Source organism: Flagellimonas spongiicola, assembly GCF_023502425.1.
Lineage (GTDB): Bacteria > Bacteroidota > Bacteroidia > Flavobacteriales > Flavobacteriaceae > Flagellimonas > Flagellimonas spongiicola.
Genome location: NZ_JAMFMA010000003.1, coordinates 591,453 through 616,289 on the forward strand (window position 1 = coordinate 591,453; position 24,837 = coordinate 616,289).

Below are 24,837 nucleotides of genomic sequence, written 5' to 3' on the forward strand. Positions count from 1 at the left end.
TTAAGGAGCTAAAACAATGTAATGCCAATTTGCATTGGTTGGTGTTGGAGTTCCCAATATAAATTCATATACCTGTACTGTAAATTGCCCTGCTAATTGATTGACCAACTGAATCATAATTGGATTGCCAGGATTGTTTTCTTGAACCGTAAGTTGAATTACCGAAGTGGGCGTTATAGCCGCATTATTAATGGTGTAGGCACCAGCTACTCCTGTTGCGGCGGCAACTTGCCCCGATAATGCTATTTCGTCAACAACATCCAAAGCGGAATCATCAACAAGTACCCAATCTGTTCCGTTCCATTGCATTACTTGCCCATTAGCGGTACCGTCTGCAATAGTTGCCAGCGTAACAGCGTCGTTGTTGATTACTGTTGCATTCGGTGCTCCTAAAATATCACCACCTAAGTTATTTACGGAAAAGGTTGTTCCTGTTAGTGTAAGACCGGTTCCAGCGGCGTAGGTTGTATTATCATCAGTATTGTCCGCAAATCCAGCAGGTATACTGGTTATGTTAGTCCAGTCGGGGGCAACTCCAGTATTGTCAACGGAGAACGTGGTTCCCGTTAAAGTAATCCCAGTTCCAGCGGTGTACGTAGTATTATCATCAGTATTGTCCGCAAACCCAGCAGGTATACCTGTGATGTTGGTCCAGTCGGGGGCAACTGCAGTATTGTCAACGGAGAACATGGTTCCAGTTAAAGTAATCCCAGTGCCAGCGGTGTACGTTGTATTATCATCAGTATTGTCCGCAAATCCAACAGGTATACTTGTTATGCTGGTCCAATCCGGCGCAAGTCCAGTATTGTCAACGGAGAACGTGGTTCCGGTCAATGTGATACCGGTGCCAGCACTATACGTTGTATTGTCATCGGTATTGTCTGCAAAACCAGCTGGAATATTGGTTATGTTGGTCCAATCTGGAGCTATACCCGTATTTTCTACTGAGAAAGTGGTTCCAGTTAATGTGATTCCGGTACCAGCAGTGTAGGTTGTATTGTCATCTACATTATCAGCAAATCCTGCAGGAATACTAGTTATATTGGTCCAATCTGGATTAATATTGGAATTATCGATTTCTAAAGACCCATTGGCCGCCTGATTCAACCCTGTTCCTGCAACCGATACGTCAATTTTAGCTGCAGTTACCGCATCGTCAACGATTTCATCTGTATCGACAGCATCATCGGCCATTTTAAGATTAGTGACAGCATCATTTGCCAAGTCTAATGTGCCAACTTGACCATCGCCAATTTTTTGTGAATTAACCGCATTATCCGCTAATTCATTTGTATTAATTCCCCCATTGTTTACATCCAACAAAAAAGGGTCGGTATCGATGCCGGTACCAGATAGCACAAGTGTAGCATCTGCTGGTCCAACAACTTCATTTCCAATAATCGCATCTGCCTCGGTTACGGCCAGTGCAGATTCGTCCACCAGTATCCATTGCGTACCATTCCATTGCAGCAATTCACCGGAGGTTGTGCCAATGCCCAATTTATCAAATGACACGGATGCGTCTTGTATTTGTGCCCCAGTGACGGATCCAGCTTGGATATGCACTTGTCCATTTAAAGAAGTTGGTACTACATTTTCACCGCGTATCCTTCCAACTTCAAAATTAAAATTGGTCCCGTTTTCGGTAATTTCAATAGTTGGATTATCGTTTACAATGGCATCTGCAGAAAACGTCTGTTCGTCAGGTCTATCACAGGGATTTATCCACTGTGTACCATCATAAAAGTGAACGCATTGTGTATCGGTATTGTAGACCATCGCTCCCTGTAAAGGCGTGGTATTTTCCATTTGAGTGGTATTCATTCTGGTGATCACCAATACTCTTGTGTTACTTTCCAATTCCAAGACAGATGATGGGTCCAGGTTCTGTGGATTTTCCCCGATTTTAATCTGGGCTTCCATCATAGCAAAGGAAAAAAATGCTAATAGAAGAAAAACATGTGTTGTTTTCACAGTATCTGAGGTTTGAGGAATTTTGACTTAAGGAACAAAACTAAACCTCTAGATGGATTTCACTACTATTTACCGTCAAAATACCCTAGTTCAAAGGTGAATGGAACACGAATAAGCACTAATTTTGGTAGAATTAACAAAAGTTTAGAATGCCTTTACTTTTTTATTCCGACGCCAAGAGTTTTCTTTAACTCCGGCTAAACGCCCTTGCATATGAAAAACACTACCCTCTTATTATTTTTTTTATTCGTTGGTGCGCTAACATTTGGACAGAACGATAGGCAATTATTGCGCGGCAAAGTACTCTATCGTGGTGGTAACGTGCCCAATGAAAATGTTATCAATTCCACTGCTGAAACTGCTACAATTACCAACGAAGATGGAGAATTCGTTATTGCTGTCAAGGAAGGAGATCAGTTAGTGTTTACCGCCGTGAATTACCAATTGGAAGTGGTGACCATATCACCGGAAATTTTATACAACAACCGTTTGGTAGTAGAGGTTACCGAGAAAGTGACGCAATTGGAAGGTGTGGTGGTAACCCCTGAAAATCAAGAAAAGTTCTTGGAAGTGAAAAATGAGGATTTCAAGGAATTTGAATATGAAATTGACCGTTCATCTGAAGTAGAGAATATTGCAGAGTCCCGAGCTGTTCGTGGTATGCAGGATGGAATTAATTTTGTGAATATCTTCAAGGCGCTTTTCAAATCAAAAGGGGAGCAAGGTGAAACTAGACAACCTTTAAAAGTGAGCGAGGTTTTGCGCCAAGTTTACGATGATGAGTTTTTTGTGGTGGACTTGAAATTACCGCAGGACAAAATAGACGCCTTTTTATTGTATTGTGATGATAAGGTTCCGTCTCAAACCTTATTGCGCAAGGAAAATGAATTTCAACTGATAGATTTCCTAGTAACCCATAGCAAAACCTATTTGGCCGAGTTGAATGCGGAATAATGTAATCTCTTTACTGTTTTTACTTGTGACCATATGTTTTTATGGACAACAAACGGGTGTAAAGCAATTAAGGGGACGTGTTTATAGCTCAAACAAGGATGTTGTCGGTGTGGTGGTACAAAACATCACTGCAAAAAATGCCGTAATTACAGATATGGAGGGCAATTTTGCCATACGAGCTTCTGTTCAGGATACCTTGGCATTTTCGGCTGTTCAATTCCAAAGGAAGTATATTGTGGTCAATGAGGTGATTTACAATACCTCTTTCATCTCGGTACCCCTCGAGGAATTTGTGAATGAATTACAAGAAGTGGTTGTAAGACCTTACAATCTTTCCGGTGATCTTGATCAAGATTTGGGACAACTCCAACTGGAAAAAGATGTAAGTGCAGAGGCATTGGGTCTACCAAATGCCCACGCCAAAATACCCACCCAGAGTGAACGAAAACTACAGCAAGCTACTTACGGTAAGTTTAATGTTGGAATGATTCTCGCTCCACCATTGGATCCTATCATAAATGCAATAACCGGTAGAACTAAAATGCTGAAGAATAGGGTTAAGGTAGATAAGACCTATGCCCGTACGCAAAGAGTTCAAGCGTTCTATGCCGATTCTCTGATAAGTAGCAATTTGAAAATCCCGATAGAAAAAATCGACGACTTCATGTATTTCTGTGAGGTCGATGAGGAGTTTCAGAAGACTGTGGACTCACAGGATAAATTGATGATTTGGGATTTTATGGTATCCAAAAGCAGGATGTATAGACGAAACAACAATTTGGATTAATATTATTTTGGCATGCGGTTTGCAATTTTATCTTACAATTGCAATTCAATTCCAAATTTTTAGAAGCAAATAATGAAGTTATTAAGCGCAGCAAGATTGGGAATTCTTTTGACAATGACTATAATGTTAATGTCATTTACCACTCTTCATAAATTCTACCTTAGTGTCACCAATGTAGTCTATTCGGAGAAAAATGACTCCTTTCAGATTACCACTAGAATATTTATTGATGATTTGGAAGATGTTTTGAATGAACGTTATGGAATAGATGCTAAGCTAGCAACAGAGGATGAATCCAAGATTGCGGAAGATTACATCAAAAAGTATTTGAAGACCAAATTTGTCATGGAATTGGATGGTCAAGTGGCATCTTTCAATTACTTAGGAAAAATATATGATAATGATGTAATAATTTGCTATTTGGAAATTGAAGACGTTGCTTTTGATGGTTTAAAATCAATAGCTGTCCAAAACGAAGTACTTACCGATCTCTTTGAAGACCAGCAAAATATTGTGCACTTTAAATGGAAGAACAACAAACGAAGTTTTGTGCTGATCAAGGAGAATAATAAAGGAATGTTAAACTTGTAACCAAACTTTAACAGTTCTTTAAAAAAAACCTATTTTTCACCGTTATAAAATCAATAAGAAAATGAACAAAATCAAGTATGTTTTTGCTTCTATGTTGTTCCTTTTTGGCGCATTGGCCTATGCCCAGGAAGAAGGGGACGCTAAAGAGGAAAGGAAGCCCGGCCACGTCAATCAAAGTAGATTCAAACAGTTGTATGAGGAGTTTTCGACACCTAATACCTATCGCTCAGCCTCTGGAGCCCCGGGTCCTGACTACTATCAGCAGCAGGCAGATTACACCATGAAAATTAAACTGGATGATGAAAAAGCCAGAATAGATGGAGAGGAAACCATTACATACCATAACAATTCCCCAGACGATTTGGAATTCCTTTGGGTACAATTGGATCAAAATGTTAGGGCTAAGGACTCCAAGTCGCCTCTTAGAAATGGAAATGGTGTAAGTTTTGCCTATATGGCTGGCGATTTTGCCCAAACTTATGTCACTGAGCCTTTTGATGGTGGATTCAATATATTGGAAGTTAAGGATGCAAGTGGAAAACCGTTGTCTTATACCATCAATCAAACGATGATGCGTGTTAATATTCCAAAAGCATTGAAAAGCGGTGAAAAAGTTTCTTTTTCCATCAAATGGTGGTACAATATTCCTGACCATACAGTGAATAGAGCCAGATCTGGGTTTGAGTATTTTGCCAAAGACGGGAACCGTGCCTATGTGATTGCACAGTTTTTCCCAAGAATGGCGGTGTATAGTGATGTAGAAGGATGGCAAAACCATCAGTTCTGGGGTAGTGGTGAATTTGCATTGCCTTTCGGTAATTATGATGTGAGCATTACTGTTCCTGCGGATCACGTTTTGGATGCAACAGGTGTATTGCAAAATCGTGATGAGGTATTCTCCAAAGAAATGATGAAGCGTTACAAGCAAGCTACCAAGTCTTATGACAAGCCAGTTGTAATTGTAACTCAAGAAGAGGCCGAAGCAGCAGAAAAATCTTTTTCCACAGCAACCAAAACATGGAAGTTCAAAGCCAATAACGTTCGTGATTACGGATTTGCAACGTCCAGAAAATTCATCTGGGACATGCAGGCAGTTAAAATTGGTGGGAAAGACGTAATGGCGGTTTCTCTATACCCTAAGGAAGGTAACCCACTTTGGGAAGAGCAGTCAACCAAAGCTGTTGCACAGACGTTGAAAACCTATTCCAAGCATACTTTTGATTACCCATATCACAAGGCAATTTCAGTTCATGCCAAAAACCAAGGTATGGAATATCCTATGATTTGCTGGAATTACGGTCGTCCAAACGAAGATGGTACGTACTCAGACCGAACAAAATACGGTATGATCAGTGTGATTATCCATGAGGTTGGTCACAATTTCTTCCCAATGATCGTTAATTCCGATGAGCGTCAGTGGGGTTGGATGGATGAAGGTTTGGATACGTTCATGCAATATTTAACGGAACAGGAATTCGGTAAGAACAATGCAGATGTCATTGCTCCTAATGATAAATATCCATCGCGAAGAGGTGAAGCAGCTAAAATAGTACCTTATATGGCTGGAGATCAAAGTTATATTTCTCCAATCATGTCCAATCCAGAGAATGTTTATCAATTGGGTCCCAACGCCTATGGTAAACCGGCAACAGCCTTGAATATCCTTAGAGAAACTATAATGGGTCCAGAATTGTTCGACCATGCATTTAAGACATACGCGCAAAGATGGAAGTTCAAACATCCTACACCTGAAGATTTCTTCCGCACCATGGAAGACGCATCTGCAGTAGATTTGGATTGGTTCTGGAGATCATGGTTCTATACAACGGATTACGTGGATATAGGTGTAAAAGGAGTGAAGAAATACTATGTATCCAACAAACCAACAAAGGAGATGGAAGAGTATATGGCGGCAAGAAATATAACTGAGGCCGATTTACCACCATTGGTATACCTAGCAGAAGAAGATTCTGAGGATTATAGCGCGGATTTGAAGGGGAAAACCCCATCAGAAGTTTCTGCCAACTTGAATGAGTTCATGATGGACAATCTTACTCCAGAAGAGCGAGCTCAAGTAAAAGAGCCAAAGTACTTCTACGAAATTACTTTTGACAAGCCAGGTGGTATTCCTATGCCATTGATCGTGGAATACACTTATGCAGATGGTACTAAGGAGAATGTTACCTATCCTGCTGAAATTTGGAGAAAAAATGATTCCGAAGTAAAACGAGTTGTTTCTTCGCAAAAAGAACTGGTGGGAATTGTGATAGACCCTAAAGCAGAGACTGCGGATATTGATACTGAAAATAACGCTTGGCCTAAAAAAGAGGAGAAATCCGATTTTGACAAGTTCAAGGACGGTATAAAAGGGTAGTACATCACCTAATAAATAATTAAAAGCCCTGTGAATTCGCAGGGCTTTTTTTAGTTTCCAATCAAGTTCTCATTATATTTGTTCCATGCATTTTTTATTCATCAGCGGCGCGGAAATCTTTTTTATCCTGTTTATTGTGGTCATGGTTTTTGGAGCAGACAAAATTCCAGGAATAGCCAAGGGTTTGGGAAAGGGAATGCGTCAACTTCGCGATGCAACGGATGATATCAAACGTGAAATCCAGAAAAGTGCTGAGAATCAAGGTATAGATACCGACATTACCCGAGATATCCGAAAGGAAATCGAAGAGGTGAAAAAAAATGTTGATGAGGTAACAGGAGCCGTAAAAAGAAGTACTAAATAATCCATGTACGAAAGACTCCTACATTGGGATAGGGATACTTTCATTTATCTTAATGGGTTAGGAACTGAAGCTTACGACGTTTTTTGGCTAACATCAACAAAGATTTATAGTTGGATTCCCTTATTCTTGATTTTTATTATCCTCTTCATTAAGAAGTTTCCCAGAAAACAAGCGATTTATAAAATCGGTGCTACAGTTGGACTAGCCGTGTTTATTACAGTACTTACTCTGGTTGTAAAAAATGGGATCAAACGCGTACGGCCTTGTAACGATGCCGTTTTGAAAGACTTCATTCGTATTCTCGAAACGCCATCGGATTACAGCTTCTTTTCAGGTCATGCAGCAAGTTCATGGGCCATCACGGTTTTGGTTTTTTTACTCATGCGTAGCCGTGTTAAATGGGCTGCAATCTTTTTTATTTGGCCCCTTTTGTTCACATACAGTCGCATTTATGTTGGAGTACATTATCCATTGGACCTCATTGTCGGCACAATAGTGGGAATAGTATCTGGATTGTTGTTCCAAAGAATTTATTATTCTAAAGTACACGTGACATTGTAAGCCCGTCCCGAATTGGAAGTAGAACAGTTTCCACTCTGGAATCCTCTTTTAATTTTTTATTGTAGGCTAACAATGATGCCGTTGCTTTATCAGATGGGACTAGGGGTTCCACTACTTTCCCTGACCAAAGGACATTATCGGATAATATGACACCACCAGTTCTTGTTTTTTTAATGGCAGCCTCAAAATAGGCATCATATTGTACCTTTTGGGCATCAATAAAAACCAGGTCGAAGGACTTTTCCAGTTTTGGAATAATTTCAAGCGCATCTCCGCAATGTTGAATAATCTGTTCTCCAAAGCCACTCTTTTCAAAATACTTGCGTTGCATGGTCTTTAGTTCCTCATTGACCTCAATTGTATGTAACTCCCCATATTCCACTAACCCTTCAGCCAAGCAAATGGCTGAGTAGCCCGTATAAGTCCCAATTTCCAAAATATTTTTAGGAGCTAAAAGTTTTGAAAGCATGCTCAACACACGCCCTTGAAAATGACCGGTTATCATTCGCGGTTGTATCACCTTTAAATGGGTCTCTCTGGTAAGTTCTTGTAAAACGGCGGGCTCGGATTCTGAGTTTTGAGCTATATAATTTTCCAACAAGGGCGATAAAAAATGCATCCGTTATTTTTCGCAAAAATAGAGAAAAGAAGTACATTGGAATTTAAGTTGAATCTTTAAATAAGTTGATTATGTCCGATGCTTTTATCGTGAGGGAAGCAGTTTTGGAAGATTTGCCCATTCTGTTGCAATTTGAACAGGAACTCATTAAGGCAGAACGACCTTTTGATGTTACGATCAGGCAGGATCCTGTCAGTTATTATGATATCAAACAAATGATTATTGATTCAAATGCATGTGTACTTGTTGTGGAAATAAACAACACTATTGTTTCTTCAGGATATGCAATTGTAAAAAAGGCGAGACATTATTTAGATCATGAAAATTATTCCTATTTGGGATTTATGTTCACAGTTCCGGAATTTAGAGGGAAAGGATTGAATGCCCGAATAATTGAGCGACTCAAGGAATGGTCATTTGATAGAGGATTGAATGAGATTCGACTCACCGTTTATGAAGACAACATTCCAGCGGTTAAGGCCTATGAAAAAGTAGGATTTAAAAAGCATATCATTGAGATGCGTATTGCTTAATTGCTATCAGAACCTCCTAAAACATTGTATTTTTGAAACAAAATTTAACTATGGATTTTCAAAATTCTTTAGCATTTGCAAAGGAATTGGATGCCAATGATCCACTGGCTCGTTATAGGGATGAATTTCTTTATCCCCAAGTAAATGGAAAGGATGTCATCTATTTTACAGGGAACTCTCTAGGGCTCCAACCTAAAAGAACCAAAAAATATGTGGATGATGTAATGAAAGATTGGCATGAACTGGCTGTTGAAGGTCACTTCTATGCTGAAAAGCCTTGGTGGGACTATCACGAAAGATTGGCTACTGACCTAGCTAAGGTTGTTGGGGCCAAGGAAAAAGAAATTTCTGTAATGAATACCTTGACAGTAAATCTGCACCTGTTAATGGTTTCTTTTTATCGACCTGAAGGAAAAAGAATTAAAATCCTATGTGAGGAGAAAGCTTTTCCGTCTGACCAATATATGTTGCAAAGTCAAGCAAGATTTCATGGGCTAGATCCAAATGAGGTACTAGTGGAGGTCAAGAAACGTAAAGGAGAACATTTTTGGCGTACTGAAGATATCTTGGACAAGATCAATGAGGTAGGAGAGGAGTTGGCTTTAGTGCTCATGGGAGGCGTTAATTATTACAATGGGCAAGTATTGGATATGAAAACCATTACCAAAGCCGGAAAAGAAGTTGGGGCTTTCGTAGGATGGGATTTGGCACATGGTGTGGGCAATATTGCTTTGGAATTACATGATTGGGATGTGGATTTTGCAGCTTGGTGCAGCTACAAATACATGAACAGCGGTCCTGGTAATGCATCAGGCATATACGTGCATGAACACTATTTAGGGAAAAAGGACATACCACGTTTTGAAGGATGGTGGGGTACAAAAAAAGAAACCCGTTTTTTAATGCAACCTGAATTTGACCCTATTGAAACCGCCGATGCCTGGCAATTAAGTAATCCACCAATTTTATCCATTGCACCTTACCTCGCATCGTTGGAATTGTTTGATGAGGTAGGTATGGAAGCGTTAATCGATAAGCAAAAAAGAATCGTTGCGTATTTGGAATTCATCTTGGGTGAAATTGATAAGCAGGTGGAAAGTACTTTTGAAATTATTACACCAAAGGATAGAGGATGCCAACTCTCTGTTTTTTTACATGGTGAAGGTAGGTCCTTATTCGATTATTTGATGAAAAACGGGGTCATAACCGATTGGAGGGAGCCCAATGTAATACGTTTGGCACCGGCACCATTCTATTGTTCATACACAGATATGTACAACTTTGGACAAATCTTGAAGGAAGGAATTCTAAACAAGTAAAGGCTGGTATTTCCTTTTTACGTAGTTAGATGGTGATTCCCCTTGGTATTTTTTGAATTGCTTACTAAAATAGGAAGGATCATTAAAGCCTGTTCTATACATCACATCAGATATAGCTGGGTTAGTAGCATTGAACATTTCCACAGCCCTGGATATTCGAAAGGAGTTGACAAAATCCATAAACCTTCGGTTTGTCATTTTTTTGAAAAATCGGCTAAAGGAGTTGGGTGTTAAACCTAATTGCGAAGAAATCTCAGCAATATTCACCTCTTTTTGATAGTTGCTGTTGACGTATTCAAAGATTTCTTCCAAGCGCTTTACTTCATCACTTTTCAGTTGATTCATAGAAAAGGTGTCAAACAGCCAGTCATAAGAGACCGATTTTTCAAGTGTGGAAAGTATTTCCAATAAATTGATCAGTCTTGCTGGATTGTCCTGAAATCTAAAGGATTCAAAATTAATGCTAAGGGAGTCTTTGACTTTGTGGTCAAAAAGTAACACTCTTGCGGATTGCTCTATAAAAGTGTTTAGTGATTTAAACTCAGGGAAGGCCTTTAATTTTTCTTCTACTAATTCTTTTTTGAACTGGATTACGACTTCAATATTGCTGGGGTTGTCTTTATTGCCAAAATCGGCATGAGGTATATTTCCAGCCAAAAACACTAGACAACCATTTGAATAACTTCTGGTTTTGGAACCAATTTGCAAACTACCAGAACCATTTTTTATATAGACTAATTCGTACTCTGGATGAATATGCCAGCCAGCAGATTCGCAATAGCTTTCATTGTCATAAGTTGCTACTTTAAAAGATGAATCTTCATCAACCCGAATAGATTCCAACATTGGTTTCATGCAATAAAACTAGCAATAATATCTATATTTTTATTAAAAAAGGAATAAAACGGACTAATATTGGAATATTTTCAGCTAGGCAATCCAAATTGCCTTCGGTTACTTTGTTCCATGAAATCATTGCAATTAATATTTTCTAACCCAAGATATTTTGCCCCAGCATGGGTGTTTACAACTTTGAACATTTGGTTTGGGACTTGGGCTATTTATATCCCAACGGTCAAGGAGAATTTGGGTATCAATAAGTCCGATTTGGGTATTGCCTTATTTTGCTTGTCACTGGGTGTATTTACCATTTTCCCCGTCGCTTCCAAAATCATTAACAAATTAGGTGTAGGCAAGGCCACCTGGTTTGGTGTCATTTTAGGTACCATTACAGCGCTGTTCCCTTTATTGGCAACAAATTATTATGTGCTTATGGTTGCTTTGTTCTTTTTTGGAATGGCTAACGGCTTAACGGATATTGCAATGAATACCTTGGTCACTGAAATTGAAAAAGAAGATGCGAAAAATTTTATGTCTGCCGCCCATGGTTTTTTTAGCCTTGGTGGAGTGATTGTTGGCTTAGGGAGTTTTCTTATTCCAATTATTGATAATCCACCACTGCATATGGCTATTACTGTAGGGCTAGCTTTTTTAATCAATTTGCTGTTTTACAAAAAGTATGTAAACATTACGGCTGCACCAGTGGAAACAGAACCTTTTAGCTTTCGACTATTTAAACCTCTCCTATTATTGGGTATTATAGGATTTGTGGCATTTGGTAGTGAAGGCGCAATAATAGATTGGAGTGGACTTTATCTAAAGGAAATTACTTTGGCACCAGAGGCCCTTATTGGATCAGGGTTTTTGGCATTTTCTGTTGCAATGACCTTAGGTAGATTCTTAGGCGATGGTATTAGTGAACGCATTGGGTCAATTAAAGTGGTTGCCCTCGGAGCTATTATTGCTACACTAGGCTATTTTCTAGTGTTAAGCGGTGCCACCTTTTTGGCCATAATAGGTTTTGCACTTAATGGACTTGGTTTTTCGGTAATAGTTCCTGAACTGTTTCGTATTGGTGGGAATGTAAAAGGTGTAGATTCAGCTCAAGGAATATCTTTCATAGCAGGTTCAGGGTATTCGGGTTTTTTATTAGGCCCAGTAATACTCGGATTTATAGCCGAAAATGCTTCCCTTAAGCACAGCTTTTATACGTTACTAGGCTGCGTTTTATTAATTATGCTCACTACCTTTTTTCTTCAACGAAAAAGAAGTTGAGGGTATTATTCCGCGGTTACGGACAATCCAGTGAAGTTCAAACTGAAACCAGGTTCTTTGGTACGATGGTCTTGTGCCAGTAGCAATCCACCCATGGTCACATAATCTTCCCATGTTGTGGTGGTTGACGGTTCTTCTTGATTGGATTTTCGGAAAACCCATTCTTTCAGGATATAATCATCTTGAAAGTAAAAATCGTAGGCATCACCTGGCGTATAGCCACCTTCGTTCCCATAAACAATGGTCAATTTTTGCATTTTCTGCTCGCTAATCGGCGCAATTTCCTCTGGACTATGTTCAAAGCTGTAGTTGTTGGCATCCCAAATCAAATTAAAGGGTGCCAAAACCCAAAAACGATCATTGATAAATCCACCATTTCGTTTCAGCGTGATACTGTCCATTGATTTTCTGTTATAAACAAGGGTATCACCATTGGAAATTGAGATGATATCGTTAGTCTTTGGTTTCCAAGTCCAGGAACGTTCAAAATGGGTGCTGTCTCTGTCCACATTGAAGGTGAATTGTATTTCTTTTACCGATTTCCAGTTTTCATAACCATGTACTTGGGCTATTTTTTCAGGAATAGATAATACTTCAGGAGTTTGTTCAGTTTCTTTGGCTTTAGGTTCTGTTTTGCACGCAGCCAATAGAAAAAGGCAATAAAGTAGTGTAAGTGGAAAGTACTTCATCTTCAAATTTTTGGTAAATATAAGGTCAAATCATTTATATTGGGAGGAATTTCCATGATGGAAATTCTTCATTTTCACAATCGTATCAAACCTCATCCAGTGACTTTTCTAAAAAGGCTGTTTCTAACACTTATACATCATATTGATAAGAATTCGTTGGAAACAAATGACCCATACGCTCATTTGTCGGATGAGGAACTGGTAAAGAAAATCGTTGCAAATAATAATCCGCTCCTGTTCGGTAAACTATATGACCGGCACGCGAAAATGGTTTACAACAAGTGCTACGGTTTTGCCAAATCCGAAGATGAGGCTGAAGATTTGACACAGGATGTGTTCCTTCAATTGTTCATTAAACTGAAAATGTTCAAAGGAAAATCCAAGTTTTCTACTTGGCTTTATTCCTTTACCTATAATTTCTGTGTGAATTATGTAAATAGGAACAAGCAACGGAAAATGAGTGATAAATCCGTTCCGGTTCAGGACTCTGAGTATAAACTTACTTCAGAAATACCTGACGAAGACCTGTTTGAAATGAAAACCAAGAAGTTGAAAAAGGCCTTGGGAATGATTTCACCAGAAGACAAATCCATACTATTACTGAAGTATCAGGATGGAGCATCCATCAAAGACCTTGTAAACCTTATGGAAATAGGTGAGAGTGCAGTAAAAATGCGACTTAAAAGAGCAAAAGAAAAACTCATGCAAATCTATAAAACCCTGTAAAATGGCTAAGAAGATGAAAAATCCTTTTAGAGAATTGGAGGCGTCCTTGCGCGAAGTACCTCCAGGCATGAAAAAGAAGGTCATGAATGACATTGCAGCAGCCAAATTGATCATGGATTTGGCATCGCTGTTTTCTTTCAATGTAGGTTCAGCCTTGAAAAAACTATTTAAAACCTTTGGAAACAATTAGGAAGCACTAAATAATTGAGATATGGAAACATTAAATGAATGGAAAAACCTCACATTTGATTCCCTTGCAGCAATGGGAAGGGATGTGGCATTGGCATTACCTAAAATAGCGGGCGCCTTAATCATTCTAATCATCGGATGGATTGTAACCAGAATTGTATTGTTTGTTCTGGGTAAGATTTTGAAATTGGCTAAAATGGACATGGTCAGTGATAAGATCAACGAAATGGAACTCTTTGGCAAAGGGGATCTCAAATTTGATATCATCAAGATCATACAAGGTTTTGTAAAATGGTTGTTGCTGTTGGTGTTCTTGATTGTGGCAGCAGATATTTTAAGCTGGGAAATCATATCCACCGAAATTGGAAACCTACTTCGCTATTTACCTCGTCTGTTCAGTGCATTGGCATTGATGATGATCGGATTGTATATTGGAAATTTCATTAAAAAAACAGTCAAGAAGGTATTCGATTCCTTGGAATTTGGTGGATCTAATCTTGTGAGTAATTTACTGTTTTACATTATAGTCATCTTTATTTCCATTACGGCATTGAACCAAGCTGGGATAGACACCACAATAATTACCAATAATGTGACTATGATTTTAGGCGCATTTCTGTTGGCATTTGCCATTGGTTTGGGCTTGGGATCAAGAGATGTGATTACCGATTTGTTGCGATCATTTTATACCCGTAGGACATTTGCCGTAGGAGACAAGTTGGTCATAGGAGAATTAACTGGCACTGTTGAAGCAATTGAAAACAATAGTCTCACTTTGGTCACAAAATCCGGAAAGTTTGTGATACCGATTAAGGATGTTGTGGAGAGTAAGGTTGAGGTAAAATCCTAACCCTGAAAATGAAAAAGCCGCCTGGAAGTTTCCAAAGGCGGCTTTTTAAACTCCCCTATAAAATTATTTAGATTTAACCAGGTAATTACTGCTTAACTGCACTACCGGGAATTCAGTTCTTCTATTCAATTCTAGTTGATCTTGACCACAGTCCTTGAGACCTGTACAATCATTTATCAACTTTCGCTTTCCATATCCTTTAAAGGATATTATTCGGTGTCTAGGAATACCATTGGCAATTAAGTATTCATAGGTTGACTTGGCCCTTTTTGAGGAAAGTTGGTCGTTATACGAATGACTCCCCACTGGATCAGTATGGGATTCTAAACGAATAATCATTTCCGGATAGGTTTCGGTCATCAATTTCACCACTTTGTTCAACTCGTGAGCAGCATCAGGTCTAATATCACTTTTGTTAAAATCGAAATAAATTTTATTGAGTCCCGCTAACAATTTAACGTCAATTACGGGCTCCATCAGAATATCCTGGACCATTGATTTTGTGGTGCGTTGCACAGTTTGGGTGCTAAAATACACATGCTTATGTGGGTGGGTTTTGCGTACCGCTTCAATCATATAATTTTGTCCACGGTCCACCATAAGTTCATACCTGCCTTGAGCATCGGTCAATGTTTGATTTACCAATTCCCCAGTTCTCTGGTCAAAAAGCGAAATGGTGACACTATCCAAGGGTTTTAAATTGATGGCATCCGTTACTGTACCTTCCAACATCAAGGAAGGAATAAACTTGAATTTGTAGATGTCGTCACTTCCTTTACCTCCCTTTCTATTGGAACTCACGTAACCATCAATTCCATTATCCAAAGCGTAATAGCCAAAGTCATCTTTTTCACTATTCAAAGGTTTGCCAAGGTTGATGACATCCGTAAATTTACCTTCTCCATCCATAACAGCGGCAAAAACATCCAATTGACCAAAACCGACATGGCCATCTGAAGAGAAGAATAGTTGACCTTCGTTATTAATAAAAGGAAACATTTCATTTCCGGGTGTGTTTATAATCGGACCAGCATTTACTGGTTGTCCTACACCGCCCCTTGGGTGGATTTTACAATAATAAATATCTGTTCCTCCATAACCTCCGGGTCTGTCCGATGCAAAATAGAGCAGCGTTCTATTTGAATTAACGGTAGGATGACCGGTGGAATAGTGGTCCGCGTTGGTTTTAAGATTACGGGTAACCTTCCATTCACCTTCAATTTTCTCTGCTTTAAATATTTTAAGGTTGTTCAGGTTTTCAATTTTCTTGTTCTCTTTTTTGGTATAAAAACTCTCTTTGTTCTGGAAATAACTATTCCTTGTAAAGTAGATTATGGTGTCGTTTTTATAATCCGTTGAGAATACCATGGAACTTTCATGGAATTTGGAATTGATTTCGCCCTGGAATTTCTTAGGTACATCTATGGTGCTACCTTCGGTAACATGGAAAATGTCCAACCAGGATTCGTTGTTCCAATCGTAAGTATCATCTGAAGTATTTTCCTTTCTACTGGAACTAAAGTAAAGTTGCCCATCATGGACAAAAGAACCAAATTCACTGTACCGTGTATTAAAATGTACGGGCTCAACCTCATATCTTTCATTACTGTTGAAAACTACGGATGCCAAATTCCCATCTTTGAGAAATTGCTTTAAACGCGCGTCATTTTTATGGAATTTTTTATAAAGTTTCATCCACTTTAAAGCCTCAGTTTCTTGACCGGAACTTTTCAATGCCATGGCATACTTAAAGTAATAAGTAGTTGGCGTTTCCGGTTCATTGATAAAGCGTTTGAAATAGGGCAGGGACTTTTCAAAATCACGTAGCATTAAATAACATTCCGCCAGTCTTTGGTAAGCATGGGCAGTGTTTTTACCAGAAACTACCATTTGCTCGTATTCTGGTATGGCCTTGGCATACGCAAACTTATAAAAGAATTGGTCCGCTCTTTTTTGTGTCATGGTCTGCGCAGTAACCATGCATATTCCAAAAAGAGCAATCAATAAAGTGGTTGTGATTTTACGTGCTTTCATTGGAAATGAATTTTAGAAATAGCGTGGTGATTTGTACAGATTTGTTTTCTTGGACAAGCGGGGTTCAAAAATCAAAATGACTTCATGTGTTCCGCCGGTATAAGGTCGAATAGTGGATGTGGGCAGGTCATAGGCATAACCAATCCTAAAATCGTTGGAAATTTGGTAGTCCATGAAGGCTCCAAAGTTTGAAGCATCATTGAACCTATAGGATGCACCTAACCAAAATTTCTCATACAACAGAACACTATTGGTAATATCATAGGTAGACGGCGCTCCATTCGTAAATTTTGTGATAATCGCGGGTCTAAGTTTTACATCGACAGATAAATCCAAAACTAACCCACCAATAGCGTAATAACTATTGCGCTCCAAAGCCTCAAATTCCCCTTCGTTCAAATCGGTATTAAGAATTCTAGGAGATGAGATACCTGCGTACCACCTATTTGTGCTTAAGTAAACCCCTGCTCCAAAATTGGGTTTCCAACTATTGAAATTGGCATTAAAGAATGGGTCGTTATAATCTGGATTTTCGAGCCTGTAATTGGTAAAACCCGCTTTTAGTCCAAAAGACAGCTTGGCTTCTGCGGAAACAGGAACTGTATAACTAAAATCTCCATAGACATAGTTCGTACTTTCAAATCCCAGTTGATCCGTTATATAGGATAATCCTAAGCCTACTCTTTCATTGTTCATGGGCGTATGGAATGAAAATGTACTAGTGGTTGGATTTCCATCCAGGCCAGCCCATTGGTTCCGATGCAGGGCAGTCATATTGATGCCTTCCCTACTACCCGCGTAGGCCGGATTTACGGAAATTGTGTTGAACATGTACTGTGTAAATTGTGGAAGCTGTTGGGCCATGGTTTGGACTCCAACAAGTACCATGAAAGACAGGACGAACTTGCGTAGCGTTTTCATATTGTTTCGGTTAAGGTTTGTCTAGTTTCCCAGACTTGAATTTGGGTTTGAATTCATTAACAAATCACGAATAAAACCTAGCTAAAATGGAATATAGCCGTTAAATGAACCTTAATTTTCGGTCTTATGTCCATTCGTCGATAAAGTGCTGATTTCCTTGGATTAACACGAGGTGCTAACTTCGATTTTAGTCGTGGTTTACCCATGAATTTGTTCGATAATCGATATAAAAAAAGGCCAACCCAATGGATTGACCTTTTTTCAATTTATTTCGCACAATTTAGTTGGCTCCAGTACCTAGATAAATGTATCCATTCAATGGTTTGATTTCTGCATTGGTTACATTGATGATATAGTAGTAGGTGCCAGAAGGAAGCATCCCGGAATTACCAAAGGCGTTGTTGGGAGCATAACCACCCCAATCGTTCTGATAATCAGCAGACTCATATACTTTATCTCCCCAACGGTTGAATATCATAACTTCAAAGGAATAATTACAATATTCGACACCAGTAATGGTAAATAAATCGTTGATATTGTCGCCATTGGCAGTGACGGCATTGGAAACAATGATTTCATCTCTACCACATGGTACACAATCACTGTTCACAATTATTGTAAATTCAACATAGTATTTACAAGTACCTTCGGTAGAACTGTAATTGATTTTGTATTCACCTACTTCTAAATTCGCAGGATCAAATACACTTCCGGCTAAATTGACATTTCCACTTATGATTTCAAAGTTCCCGTTAGTGTCAAAAGATTCCGGTAAATAATTGATCAAATCAATTGCGTCATCTTCTACACAAATGTCTACAATAACTTCCTCAGGTTGTGGTTGCATCACAAAAATTACTTGCTCAAATTCAGCATGGTTTCCGCAAGAATCCGTAACATTCCATGTTCTTGTAATCATGAAATCTTCAGTATCCATAAGTGTCGTGGTTTCTGTCTCGAAAGACACTTCATAATTGCCACAACCGCCAGTAAATGTCAATTCTGGAACCTCCGGTATAGCATCACCACAAACTAGAGTTATTTCTTCGTCGTAAACACTAGACGTGATTGGACCCGTTGGAGCGATGCTGATTACCTGCGTATGACTTGTAGGGTTGCCAGCACAGTCAACGGTAGACCATGTTCTTGTAATTGTATATCCTAGAGCACAATTTGCGTCATTGCTGATTAATTCGGTAAAGGATACATTCACGTTGCTATTGCAATTATCCATTGCGGTCAAAGTAGCGGCATCTGGAACTTCATTACACATTACGGTCATGTCTTGTGGCAATGCTTCCACAAAAACGGGGGCAGTGGTATCTTCCACAGTGATTACCTGTACATGGTTCACTGGGTTACCAGCGCAATCAGCGGTACTCCAAGTTCTTGTAATGGTATAGTTGGACCCACAAGAATCCGAATCGGTGATCTGCTCGTCAAATAGGACAGTGATGTTAGGATCACAATTATCCGTAGCGGTCAAGATCGCAGCAGCAGGAACATTATCACAGGAAGCGGTTGTATCTGTTGGCAATGCTTCCACAAAAACGGGGGCAGTGGTATCTTCAACAGTGATTACCTGTACATGGTTCACGGGGTTACCAGCGCAATCTGTAGTACTCCAAGTTCTAGTAATGGTATAGTTGGACCCACAAGAATCCGTATCGGTGATCTGCTCGTCAAATAGGACAGTGATGTTAGGATCACAATTGTCAGTAGCGGTCAAGATCGCCGCAGCAGGAACATTGTCACAGGATACGGTGGTATCTGTTGGCAATGCTTCCACAAAAACGGGGGCAGTGGTATCTTCAACAGTGATTACCTGTACATGGTTCACTGGGTTGCCAGCGCAATCTGCGGTACTCCAAGTTCTAGTAATGGTATAGTTGGACCCACAAGAATCCGTGTCAGTAATCTGCTCGTCAAATAGGACAGTGATGTTAGGATCACAATTATCCGTAGCGGTCAAGATCGCAGCAGCAGGAACATTGTCACAGGATACGGTGATATCTGTTGGCAATGTTTCCACAAAAACGGGTGCTGTGGTATCTTCAACAGTGATTACCTGTACATGGTTCACGGGGTTACCAGCGCAATCTGCGGTACTCCAAGTTCTGGTAATGGTATAGTTGGACCCACAAGAATCCGTGTCAGTAATCTGCTCGTTAAATAGGACAGTGATATTCGGGTCACAACTGTCTACAGCAGTTAGGATTTCCGCATTTGGGATATTATCACACGAGATTGTTAGGTTCATCGGCAAAATCTCAACAAAACTAGGCGCTTGTGTATCCAAAATGGTAACAATTTGAATGTGTTCACGGGTATTTCCAACACAATCTGAAAAAGTCCAGGTACGGGTTATAGTATAATCCATGGCACATCCATCATCTTGACCTGTAATCACTTCATTATAGACAACAGTGGTATTGCAAGTACTGTTTACAGTAATTACTTCTGGATTTGGAATAATATCGCAAGCTTCCAAAATGATATCAGTAGGATAACCTTCATTTCCATCGTTATCCAATATGTTGACTGTAGCCGTATCATTGATCAATATTTGCACCTTATTGGTTGAAATATTACTTAGGATTACATTAAAATCTTCCGCATTTTCAATGATAATATCATCGATTATGGAAATGACTACAGTTTGATTGTTGTTATTGCTTCCACCAAAGGTCAAAGTCTGTGTGTTTTGAGGTATTCCGTTGTAATCCAATGCACTTTGTGCAGAGCCATTTAAGGTATGGAATTCTACTGTAAAGACCTCTTGTACAGTGGCATTTAAACTGACAGGGATAGAGACAGTTCCGGCGTTTTCATCAATATCCAAATTGGTTAAATCAAACTGTACACCAAGGCCCGCTCCACCGTCGTTGTCGATGATGGTACCGGTGGCCTCACCGTCCACGACCTGTATTAGGTTGGTGGTCAGTCCGCTCAGTTGAATGGATAGCTGTTCGGTGTCCTCAATGGCCGCATCGTCCATGATGTCGATTGCCACGTTGTGCTGTTCCCCGGCGTTACCTGTGAAGGTTACCGTACCCGAGACGTTGGCGGTGTTGTAGTCCTGTCCGATCATTGCCGTGATGTCGCTGACGTTGAAGTCGATGTCGAACCCGCCCTGTACCTCTGCATTGAGTGAAAGGGTGAAGTTCGCGGTACCGGCATCCTCGTCCACGTTGAAGTCCGCCACGCTGACGCCAAAGCCCGCTCCACCGTCGTTGTCGATGATGGTAATTTCACCTTCAGATACCTGAATCACAGGAGTGTTTGTACCAGTGTTCAATTGTATTTTTAATGTTTCAGTATTTTCTATTTTACTATCATCGATAATTGGTACTGAAACCGTAATGATTTCACCATGGTTTCCATTGAAGTTTAGAATACCTGAAATTGATGTGTAATCTTCGGATGCAATTGCTGATCCGTTGGCGGTACTGTGGTTCAATGTAAATCCACCATTGACATGCCCTACATGAAAAACATCCAAAATAGCATTTCCTGTTCCTTCATTAACTTGAATGTTGTTAATATATAGACCAATTGGATCTCCGTTTTCAGTTACAAAAATATGTTGAGTATGACTTACCGCGTTACCAGTACAATCTGAAGCAGTCCATGTTCTTACTATAGTGTAGGTTGTACTTGATTGGTCTCCAATATAGGATTCATTTATGTCTACAGTTGCATTAAGATCACAATTGTCTGTTGCGGTTAGTATCTCGGCGCTAGGGATAGCGTTATATGTAGCAACGGTGTCCCCTGGCAATGCCTCCACGAACACCGGAGCGGTGTTGTCCTCCACGGTAATGGTCTGAACGTGCTGTTCGGTGTTCCCGGCGCAGTCCTGAACGGTCCATGTCCTTGTGATGGTGTAATCCGAGGGGCAAGAGTCGTTGTCGGTCACCTGCTCGTCGAATATTACCGAAACCGCGGCGTCACAGTTGTCGGTCGCCGTAAGGGTATCGGCCGTTGGTACGTTTTCACAGGAAACGGTCGTGTCCCCAGGCAATGCCTCCACGAACACCGGAGCGGTGTTGTCCTCCACGGTAATGGTCTGTACGTGCTGTTCGGTGTTCCCGGCACAGTCCTGAACGGTCCATGTCCTTGTGATGGTGTAATCCGAGGGGCAAGAGTCGTTGTCTGTCACCTGCTCGTCGAATATTACCGAAACCGCGGCGTCACAGTTGTCGGTCGCCGTAAGGATATCGGCCGTTGGCACGTTTTCACAGGAAACGGTCGTGTCCCCTGGCAATGCCTCCACGAACACCGGAGCGGTGTTGTCCTCCAACGTAATTACTTGAGTGAAGGGGTCACTGGTTCTTCCACACGTATCTGTAAAGGTCCATGTATTAGTATATGTTCCGATACTAGGACATGTGGGGTCAGCGATAAAATCACCAGAGATTTTGTTAAGGGTAAAATTGCAATATTCTGTGGCAGGCACCATATTTTGTGCAGCATTCAAAGCATCTGAATCATCGCAGTTTACGGTTGTATCCAAAGCGTTTGCAGCAGTAATCCAATTTACTTGGTTTGGCTGGTTTATCGCCACTAAAGTAGGGTCAAAATTTCCAATACCGCAACTGTCCAGTGTTCCCGAACTATAGGCGGTCACAGGATTCGTGTTCGTTGCACCGCTAAATGTAGCCGTCGCTTGCATCGCGAAATTCGTGGAACAGGCGGTTTCTAAAAAATAGCACTGTTCTTTGATCTGTACATTAAAATCCAAGGTGTACAATGGATCTCCAACATCGGTGTTTCCATCAGGAATAAAGAAGCGAAGTTCCCTTGTAGTAGGATTGAAATTGTAAGTTACCCCGGATGGAAGCGTTTCTGTATTGATGAAATCCACTTCTGGGGCAAGCGTTGTAAATATCTCCAGTCCTTGTATATCGTCATTTCCTGAATTTTCTACATTTAATGACATTTGAACTGAGTCGCCAGGATTGAATCCTGTACCTGAGGTTGATGAAGTAAAGTTCAATGCGCCAAGACTTGGTTCATATACTTCAACACTTAAACCTAAAAGATAAAGACCATAACTCTCTTGGTCTGATGTAATTTTTAACCGTGCGGATGTTTGATTGTTATCAATGAATTTGTTCGCTGTGTTCTGTAGATCAAAAATTGCGGCATCAAATCCTAATGTATTTGTACTTGCAGGGTTTCTGTTGGTATAGTCTGCATTATCCACCGTAATTCGACTATTGAAAAAATTATTGGCATCCCTTAATGGTGTGGAAATGTTTGACCAGGTGTTATTGGTGTCATAGATTTGTAGCTGATCTCCAGAAATATCCTTATCACCTTCAAAGGAACCAAGGATAATATCTGCGTTCACATTTCCAGTAGGTACAGTTTGAAAGCCATTAAAATCAAATTCAACCTCACCTTCTGTTTTGGTAATGTGGACATAACCATCAAAGAGTGTTACGTTTTTACCAATCATGCTTGGATTCTCGTAAACAAACACAATTTGCCATCCCCCGGAAGTTCCAGTATGGGAACCAGTATGTGAATATAAATCGCCTTCCGTGGCCTTAACGTTTGCTATTTGAAATTTACCATAAGGATTGGATAAGGCTATTACATCGTTGGTGATGTCCTTAACACATACATAAGGATCATTGACAAAATGTTCATCTCTACCTCTATAGATGACTTCATCAGCTGTGACCGTATTGTATGAAGATTGACCAGGCAACATCAATTTCACCTGATTGTAATTCCAATTTGGCTCCGCTCCTCCATTACCCGTTTTATCGTCAACAGAGTATTCTTTATCTGCAGCGGCCCAATACAACAGAACCTTTTTGAAATTTAAACAACTTAAACTTGGTTGTGGATTGGCAAAATTGGCGCTACTGGAATTAAAAGTTGAGGCATCGGAATCAATATCCACAAAAACATTGTTCGAAAAATCGTGATTACCATCGTTGCCTGTATATGCATTTGTAGCATGCCTTGAAAGAACATTGTTGGCAATTATGGTGACATCACCTTTAATGGTTTCAGAATACCGTGAGGTAAAAGTCTTTTTTACCTGTCCTTTTACGGAAACACCTAAAAGGAGCACGATTGCTGGAACTAAAAATCGAAATGTAGAAGAGGTAGTTTTACGCTTCATAAGTTCTGATTTGGGTTAACGGTAACCGTTTATCCAAACTTTATGAAAGGCTTAACCTAGTAATGAACAGTAAGTGAATGAATTGAAATAGAATTGGTCATTGCAGGTTAAGTGTTTCAAAGTTTAGATCGGAATTATGGATTTGGGTTTATAATTCTACGTCAAAGAAAGAACGGAATGGATTTTAACGAAAAGTTACACGATATAGCTATCACATAAATCGTTGTATTACCCATTCATCGATAAGGTGAAAAAAACATAGATGACTGTAAAACAGTAAGTTGAATTGCTGTTTTTGACGTTTAAGTGTCGGGTTTTCCTGCTAAGCAACGCATCTCGACTTTTTGCTGCGGATCCGGCTCCATATTCAGAGCGGATTTAAACGCAATTTTAAGGCAAAAGGATTACCTTTAATTTGATTAATTTTGAAACTTTCAATAAATAACAAATGAGTTCAAAAAAAGGAAAAGTTCACGAATTGATCCAAGAAAAGTTATTGGACGAACGCAAGGTGTTTTTATGGGGTATGGTTGATGATGATTCAGCAAAACACGTTATAGATCGACTATTGTTTTTGGATCTTCAAAGTAATAACGAAATTCAATTGATTATTAATAGCCCAGGGGGTTATGTAACCTCTGGTTTTGCTATTTATGATACCATCAAACAGATAAAAAGTCCAGTTTCAACGGTTTGTTCCGGTTTGGCGGCTTCAATGGGGTCCATTTTGTTGTCCGTGGGTGAAAAGGGAAGACGTTTTATTCAACCGCATGCACGTGTTATGATCCACCAACCAAGTGGTGGAGCACAAGGTCAGGCCTCCAATATTGAAATCCAAGCCAAGGAAATCATTAAGACCAAGGAACTTGGAGCGAAAATCTTGGCGGATAACTGTGGTCAGGATTTTGACAAGGTCATGAAAGATTTTGATCGTGATTATTGGATGGGCGCTGAAGAATCAGTGGCTTACGGTATTGTGGATGGCATATTAGAATAAGCTGCAAGACACCAAAAGGAAAAAGTCCTTCGCAATAAATTGTGAAGGACTTTTTTATATATAGACGCCGAGGCGGGATATTTGTTTTATATACGTCA

At 39.8% G+C, this 24,837-nt stretch carries 20 protein-coding genes; 13 read left to right on the forward strand and 7 right to left on the reverse strand.

Features of this window, described 5'->3' with window-relative positions; genetic code table 11:
- Positions 1-1,974, reverse strand: coding sequence for an autotransporter outer membrane beta-barrel domain-containing protein (locus tag M3P19_RS14245; RefSeq protein ID WP_249658363.1), 1,974 nt, complete (start codon positions 1,972-1,974; stop codon positions 1-3).
- A gap of 213 nt (positions 1,975-2,187) precedes the next feature.
- On the opposite strand from M3P19_RS14245, the gene M3P19_RS14250 reads away from it, so the two are divergent.
- From M3P19_RS14250 to M3P19_RS14275, 6 genes are all read left to right on the forward strand, one after another.
- Positions 2,188-2,928 carry a carboxypeptidase-like regulatory domain-containing protein gene (locus M3P19_RS14250; protein WP_249658364.1) on the forward strand — a complete coding sequence of 247 codons (741 nt, stop codon included), beginning with the start codon at positions 2,188-2,190 and terminating at the stop codon, positions 2,926-2,928.
- The gene (locus tag M3P19_RS14255) at positions 2,918-3,715 is read left to right on the forward strand and encodes a carboxypeptidase-like regulatory domain-containing protein (RefSeq protein WP_249658365.1); all 798 of its coding nucleotides are present in this window, start codon (positions 2,918-2,920) and stop codon (positions 3,713-3,715) included. Before M3P19_RS14250 ends, M3P19_RS14255 begins: the two co-directional genes overlap by 11 nt.
- Before the next feature lie 72 nt (positions 3,716-3,787).
- Complete coding sequence (locus tag M3P19_RS14260) at positions 3,788-4,306, forward strand: DUF6702 family protein (protein WP_249658366.1); 519 nt, start codon at positions 3,788-3,790, stop codon at positions 4,304-4,306.
- Positions 4,307-4,367: 61 nt separating this feature from the next.
- The gene (locus M3P19_RS14265) at positions 4,368-6,680 is read left to right on the forward strand and encodes a M1 family metallopeptidase (RefSeq protein ID WP_249658367.1); all 2,313 of its coding nucleotides are present in this window, start codon (positions 4,368-4,370) and stop codon (positions 6,678-6,680) included.
- An 85-nt stretch (positions 6,681-6,765) separates the two neighbouring features.
- Entirely contained in the window at positions 6,766-7,044 is a 279-nt protein-coding gene (locus tag M3P19_RS14270; RefSeq protein WP_249658368.1) for a Sec-independent protein translocase subunit TatA/TatB, read from the forward strand.
- Between the two features lie 3 nt (positions 7,045-7,047).
- Positions 7,048-7,605: a phosphatase PAP2 family protein gene (locus tag M3P19_RS14275; protein ID WP_249658369.1), complete on the forward strand. Its 558-nt coding sequence runs from the start codon at positions 7,048-7,050 to the stop codon at positions 7,603-7,605.
- Here the strand turns inward: M3P19_RS14275 and M3P19_RS14280 are convergent.
- Positions 7,583-8,224, reverse strand: coding sequence for an O-methyltransferase (locus M3P19_RS14280; RefSeq protein WP_249658370.1), 642 nt, complete (start codon positions 8,222-8,224; stop codon positions 7,583-7,585). The genes M3P19_RS14275 and M3P19_RS14280 overlap by 23 nt on opposite strands.
- 71 nt (positions 8,225-8,295) lie before the next feature.
- Here M3P19_RS14280 and M3P19_RS14285 point away from each other — a divergent pair, with 71 nt between their 5' ends.
- Positions 8,296-8,757, forward strand: a complete 462-nt coding sequence (locus M3P19_RS14285) for a GNAT family N-acetyltransferase (protein ID WP_249658371.1) — start codon at positions 8,296-8,298, stop codon at positions 8,755-8,757.
- Positions 8,758-8,807: 50 nt separating this feature from the next.
- On the forward strand, positions 8,808-10,076 hold the full coding sequence (kynU, locus tag M3P19_RS14290) for a kynureninase (RefSeq protein WP_249658372.1): 1,269 nt from the start codon (positions 8,808-8,810) through the stop codon (positions 10,074-10,076).
- Here the strand turns inward: kynU and M3P19_RS14295 are convergent.
- The gene (locus M3P19_RS14295) at positions 10,065-10,931 is read right to left on the reverse strand and encodes an AraC family transcriptional regulator (RefSeq protein ID WP_249658373.1); all 867 of its coding nucleotides are present in this window, start codon (positions 10,929-10,931) and stop codon (positions 10,065-10,067) included. The genes kynU and M3P19_RS14295 overlap by 12 nt on opposite strands.
- 111 nt (positions 10,932-11,042) lie before the next feature.
- Here M3P19_RS14295 and M3P19_RS14300 point away from each other — a divergent pair, with 111 nt between their 5' ends.
- Complete coding sequence (locus M3P19_RS14300; RefSeq protein WP_249658374.1) at positions 11,043-12,191, forward strand: MFS transporter; 1,149 nt, start codon at positions 11,043-11,045, stop codon at positions 12,189-12,191.
- 5 nt (positions 12,192-12,196) lie between these two features.
- Here M3P19_RS14300 and M3P19_RS14305 read toward each other — a convergent pair whose 3' ends face one another.
- On the reverse strand, positions 12,197-12,880 hold the full coding sequence (locus M3P19_RS14305) for a hypothetical protein (protein WP_249658375.1): 684 nt from the start codon (positions 12,878-12,880) through the stop codon (positions 12,197-12,199).
- A gap of 99 nt (positions 12,881-12,979) precedes the next feature.
- Here M3P19_RS14305 and M3P19_RS14310 point away from each other — a divergent pair, with 99 nt between their 5' ends.
- Genes M3P19_RS14310 through M3P19_RS14320 form a run of 3 tightly spaced genes read left to right on the forward strand, consistent with a single transcriptional unit; the run spans position 12,980 to position 14,645 of the window.
- Positions 12,980-13,606, forward strand: a complete 627-nt coding sequence (locus M3P19_RS14310) for an RNA polymerase sigma factor (RefSeq protein ID WP_249658473.1) — start codon at positions 12,980-12,982, stop codon at positions 13,604-13,606.
- Position 13,607: 1 nt separating this feature from the next.
- Positions 13,608-13,796 (forward strand): hypothetical protein, encoded by a 189-nt coding sequence (locus M3P19_RS14315; protein ID WP_249658376.1) that lies wholly within the window; start codon positions 13,608-13,610, stop codon positions 13,794-13,796.
- A gap of 21 nt (positions 13,797-13,817) precedes the next feature.
- Entirely contained in the window at positions 13,818-14,645 is an 828-nt protein-coding gene (locus M3P19_RS14320) for a mechanosensitive ion channel family protein (RefSeq protein WP_249658377.1), read from the forward strand.
- Positions 14,646-14,708: 63 nt separating this feature from the next.
- Here the strand turns inward: M3P19_RS14320 and M3P19_RS14325 are convergent, their stop codons facing one another.
- From M3P19_RS14325 to M3P19_RS14335, 3 genes are all read right to left on the reverse strand, one after another.
- Positions 14,709-16,679 (reverse strand): OmpA family protein, encoded by a 1,971-nt coding sequence (locus M3P19_RS14325; RefSeq protein ID WP_249658378.1) that lies wholly within the window; start codon positions 16,677-16,679, stop codon positions 14,709-14,711.
- Between the two features lie 12 nt (positions 16,680-16,691).
- Complete coding sequence (locus M3P19_RS14330) at positions 16,692-17,600, reverse strand: PorP/SprF family type IX secretion system membrane protein (protein WP_249658379.1); 909 nt, start codon at positions 17,598-17,600, stop codon at positions 16,692-16,694.
- A 280-nt stretch (positions 17,601-17,880) separates the two neighbouring features.
- On the reverse strand, positions 17,881-23,742 hold the full coding sequence (locus M3P19_RS14335) for an HYR-like domain-containing protein (RefSeq protein ID WP_249658380.1): 5,862 nt from the start codon (positions 23,740-23,742) through the stop codon (positions 17,881-17,883).
- A gap of 448 nt (positions 23,743-24,190) precedes the next feature.
- Between M3P19_RS14335 and M3P19_RS14340 the strand changes: the two genes are divergently transcribed.
- Positions 24,191-24,739 carry a ClpP family protease gene (locus M3P19_RS14340; protein ID WP_249658381.1) on the forward strand — a complete coding sequence of 183 codons (549 nt, stop codon included), beginning with the start codon at positions 24,191-24,193 and terminating at the stop codon, positions 24,737-24,739.
- The last annotated feature ends 98 nt before the right edge of the window (positions 24,740-24,837 follow it).

What these genes read in the sequence shown, in the direction of transcription:
- M3P19_RS14250 (WP_249658364.1), top strand. Translation starts at nt 2,188, where the DNA reads ATGAAAAACACTACCCTCTTATTATTTTTTTTATTCGTTGGTGCGCTA.
- M3P19_RS14265 (WP_249658367.1), top strand. Translation starts at nt 4,368, where the DNA reads ATGAACAAAATCAAGTATGTTTTTGCTTCTATGTTGTTCCTTTTTGGC.
- M3P19_RS14300 (WP_249658374.1), top strand. Translation starts at nt 11,043, where the DNA reads ATGAAATCATTGCAATTAATATTTTCTAACCCAAGATATTTTGCCCCA.
- M3P19_RS14305 (WP_249658375.1), bottom strand. Translation starts at nt 12,880, where the DNA reads ATGAAGTACTTTCCACTTACACTACTTTATTGCCTTTTTCTATTGGCT.
- M3P19_RS14320 (WP_249658377.1), top strand. Translation starts at nt 13,818, where the DNA reads ATGGAAACATTAAATGAATGGAAAAACCTCACATTTGATTCCCTTGCA.
- M3P19_RS14325 (WP_249658378.1), bottom strand. Translation starts at nt 16,679, where the DNA reads ATGAAAGCACGTAAAATCACAACCACTTTATTGATTGCTCTTTTTGGA.
- M3P19_RS14335 (WP_249658380.1), bottom strand. Translation starts at nt 23,742, where the DNA reads ATGAAGCGTAAAACTACCTCTTCTACATTTCGATTTTTAGTTCCAGCA.
- M3P19_RS14330 (WP_249658379.1), bottom strand. Translation starts at nt 17,600, where the DNA reads ATGAAAACGCTACGCAAGTTCGTCCTGTCTTTCATGGTACTTGTTGGA.
- M3P19_RS14270 (WP_249658368.1), top strand. Translation starts at nt 6,766, where the DNA reads ATGCATTTTTTATTCATCAGCGGCGCGGAAATCTTTTTTATCCTGTTT.
- M3P19_RS14275 (WP_249658369.1), top strand. Translation starts at nt 7,048, where the DNA reads ATGTACGAAAGACTCCTACATTGGGATAGGGATACTTTCATTTATCTT.
- M3P19_RS14315 (WP_249658376.1), top strand. Translation starts at nt 13,608, where the DNA reads ATGGCTAAGAAGATGAAAAATCCTTTTAGAGAATTGGAGGCGTCCTTG.
- M3P19_RS14255 (WP_249658365.1), top strand. Translation starts at nt 2,918, where the DNA reads ATGCGGAATAATGTAATCTCTTTACTGTTTTTACTTGTGACCATATGT.
- M3P19_RS14260 (WP_249658366.1), top strand. Translation starts at nt 3,788, where the DNA reads ATGAAGTTATTAAGCGCAGCAAGATTGGGAATTCTTTTGACAATGACT.
- kynU (WP_249658372.1), top strand. Translation starts at nt 8,808, where the DNA reads ATGGATTTTCAAAATTCTTTAGCATTTGCAAAGGAATTGGATGCCAAT.
- M3P19_RS14295 (WP_249658373.1), bottom strand. Translation starts at nt 10,931, where the DNA reads ATGAAACCAATGTTGGAATCTATTCGGGTTGATGAAGATTCATCTTTT.
- M3P19_RS14285 (WP_249658371.1), top strand. Translation starts at nt 8,296, where the DNA reads ATGTCCGATGCTTTTATCGTGAGGGAAGCAGTTTTGGAAGATTTGCCC.
- M3P19_RS14340 (WP_249658381.1), top strand. Translation starts at nt 24,191, where the DNA reads ATGAGTTCAAAAAAAGGAAAAGTTCACGAATTGATCCAAGAAAAGTTA.
- M3P19_RS14280 (WP_249658370.1), bottom strand. Translation starts at nt 8,224, where the DNA reads ATGCATTTTTTATCGCCCTTGTTGGAAAATTATATAGCTCAAAACTCA.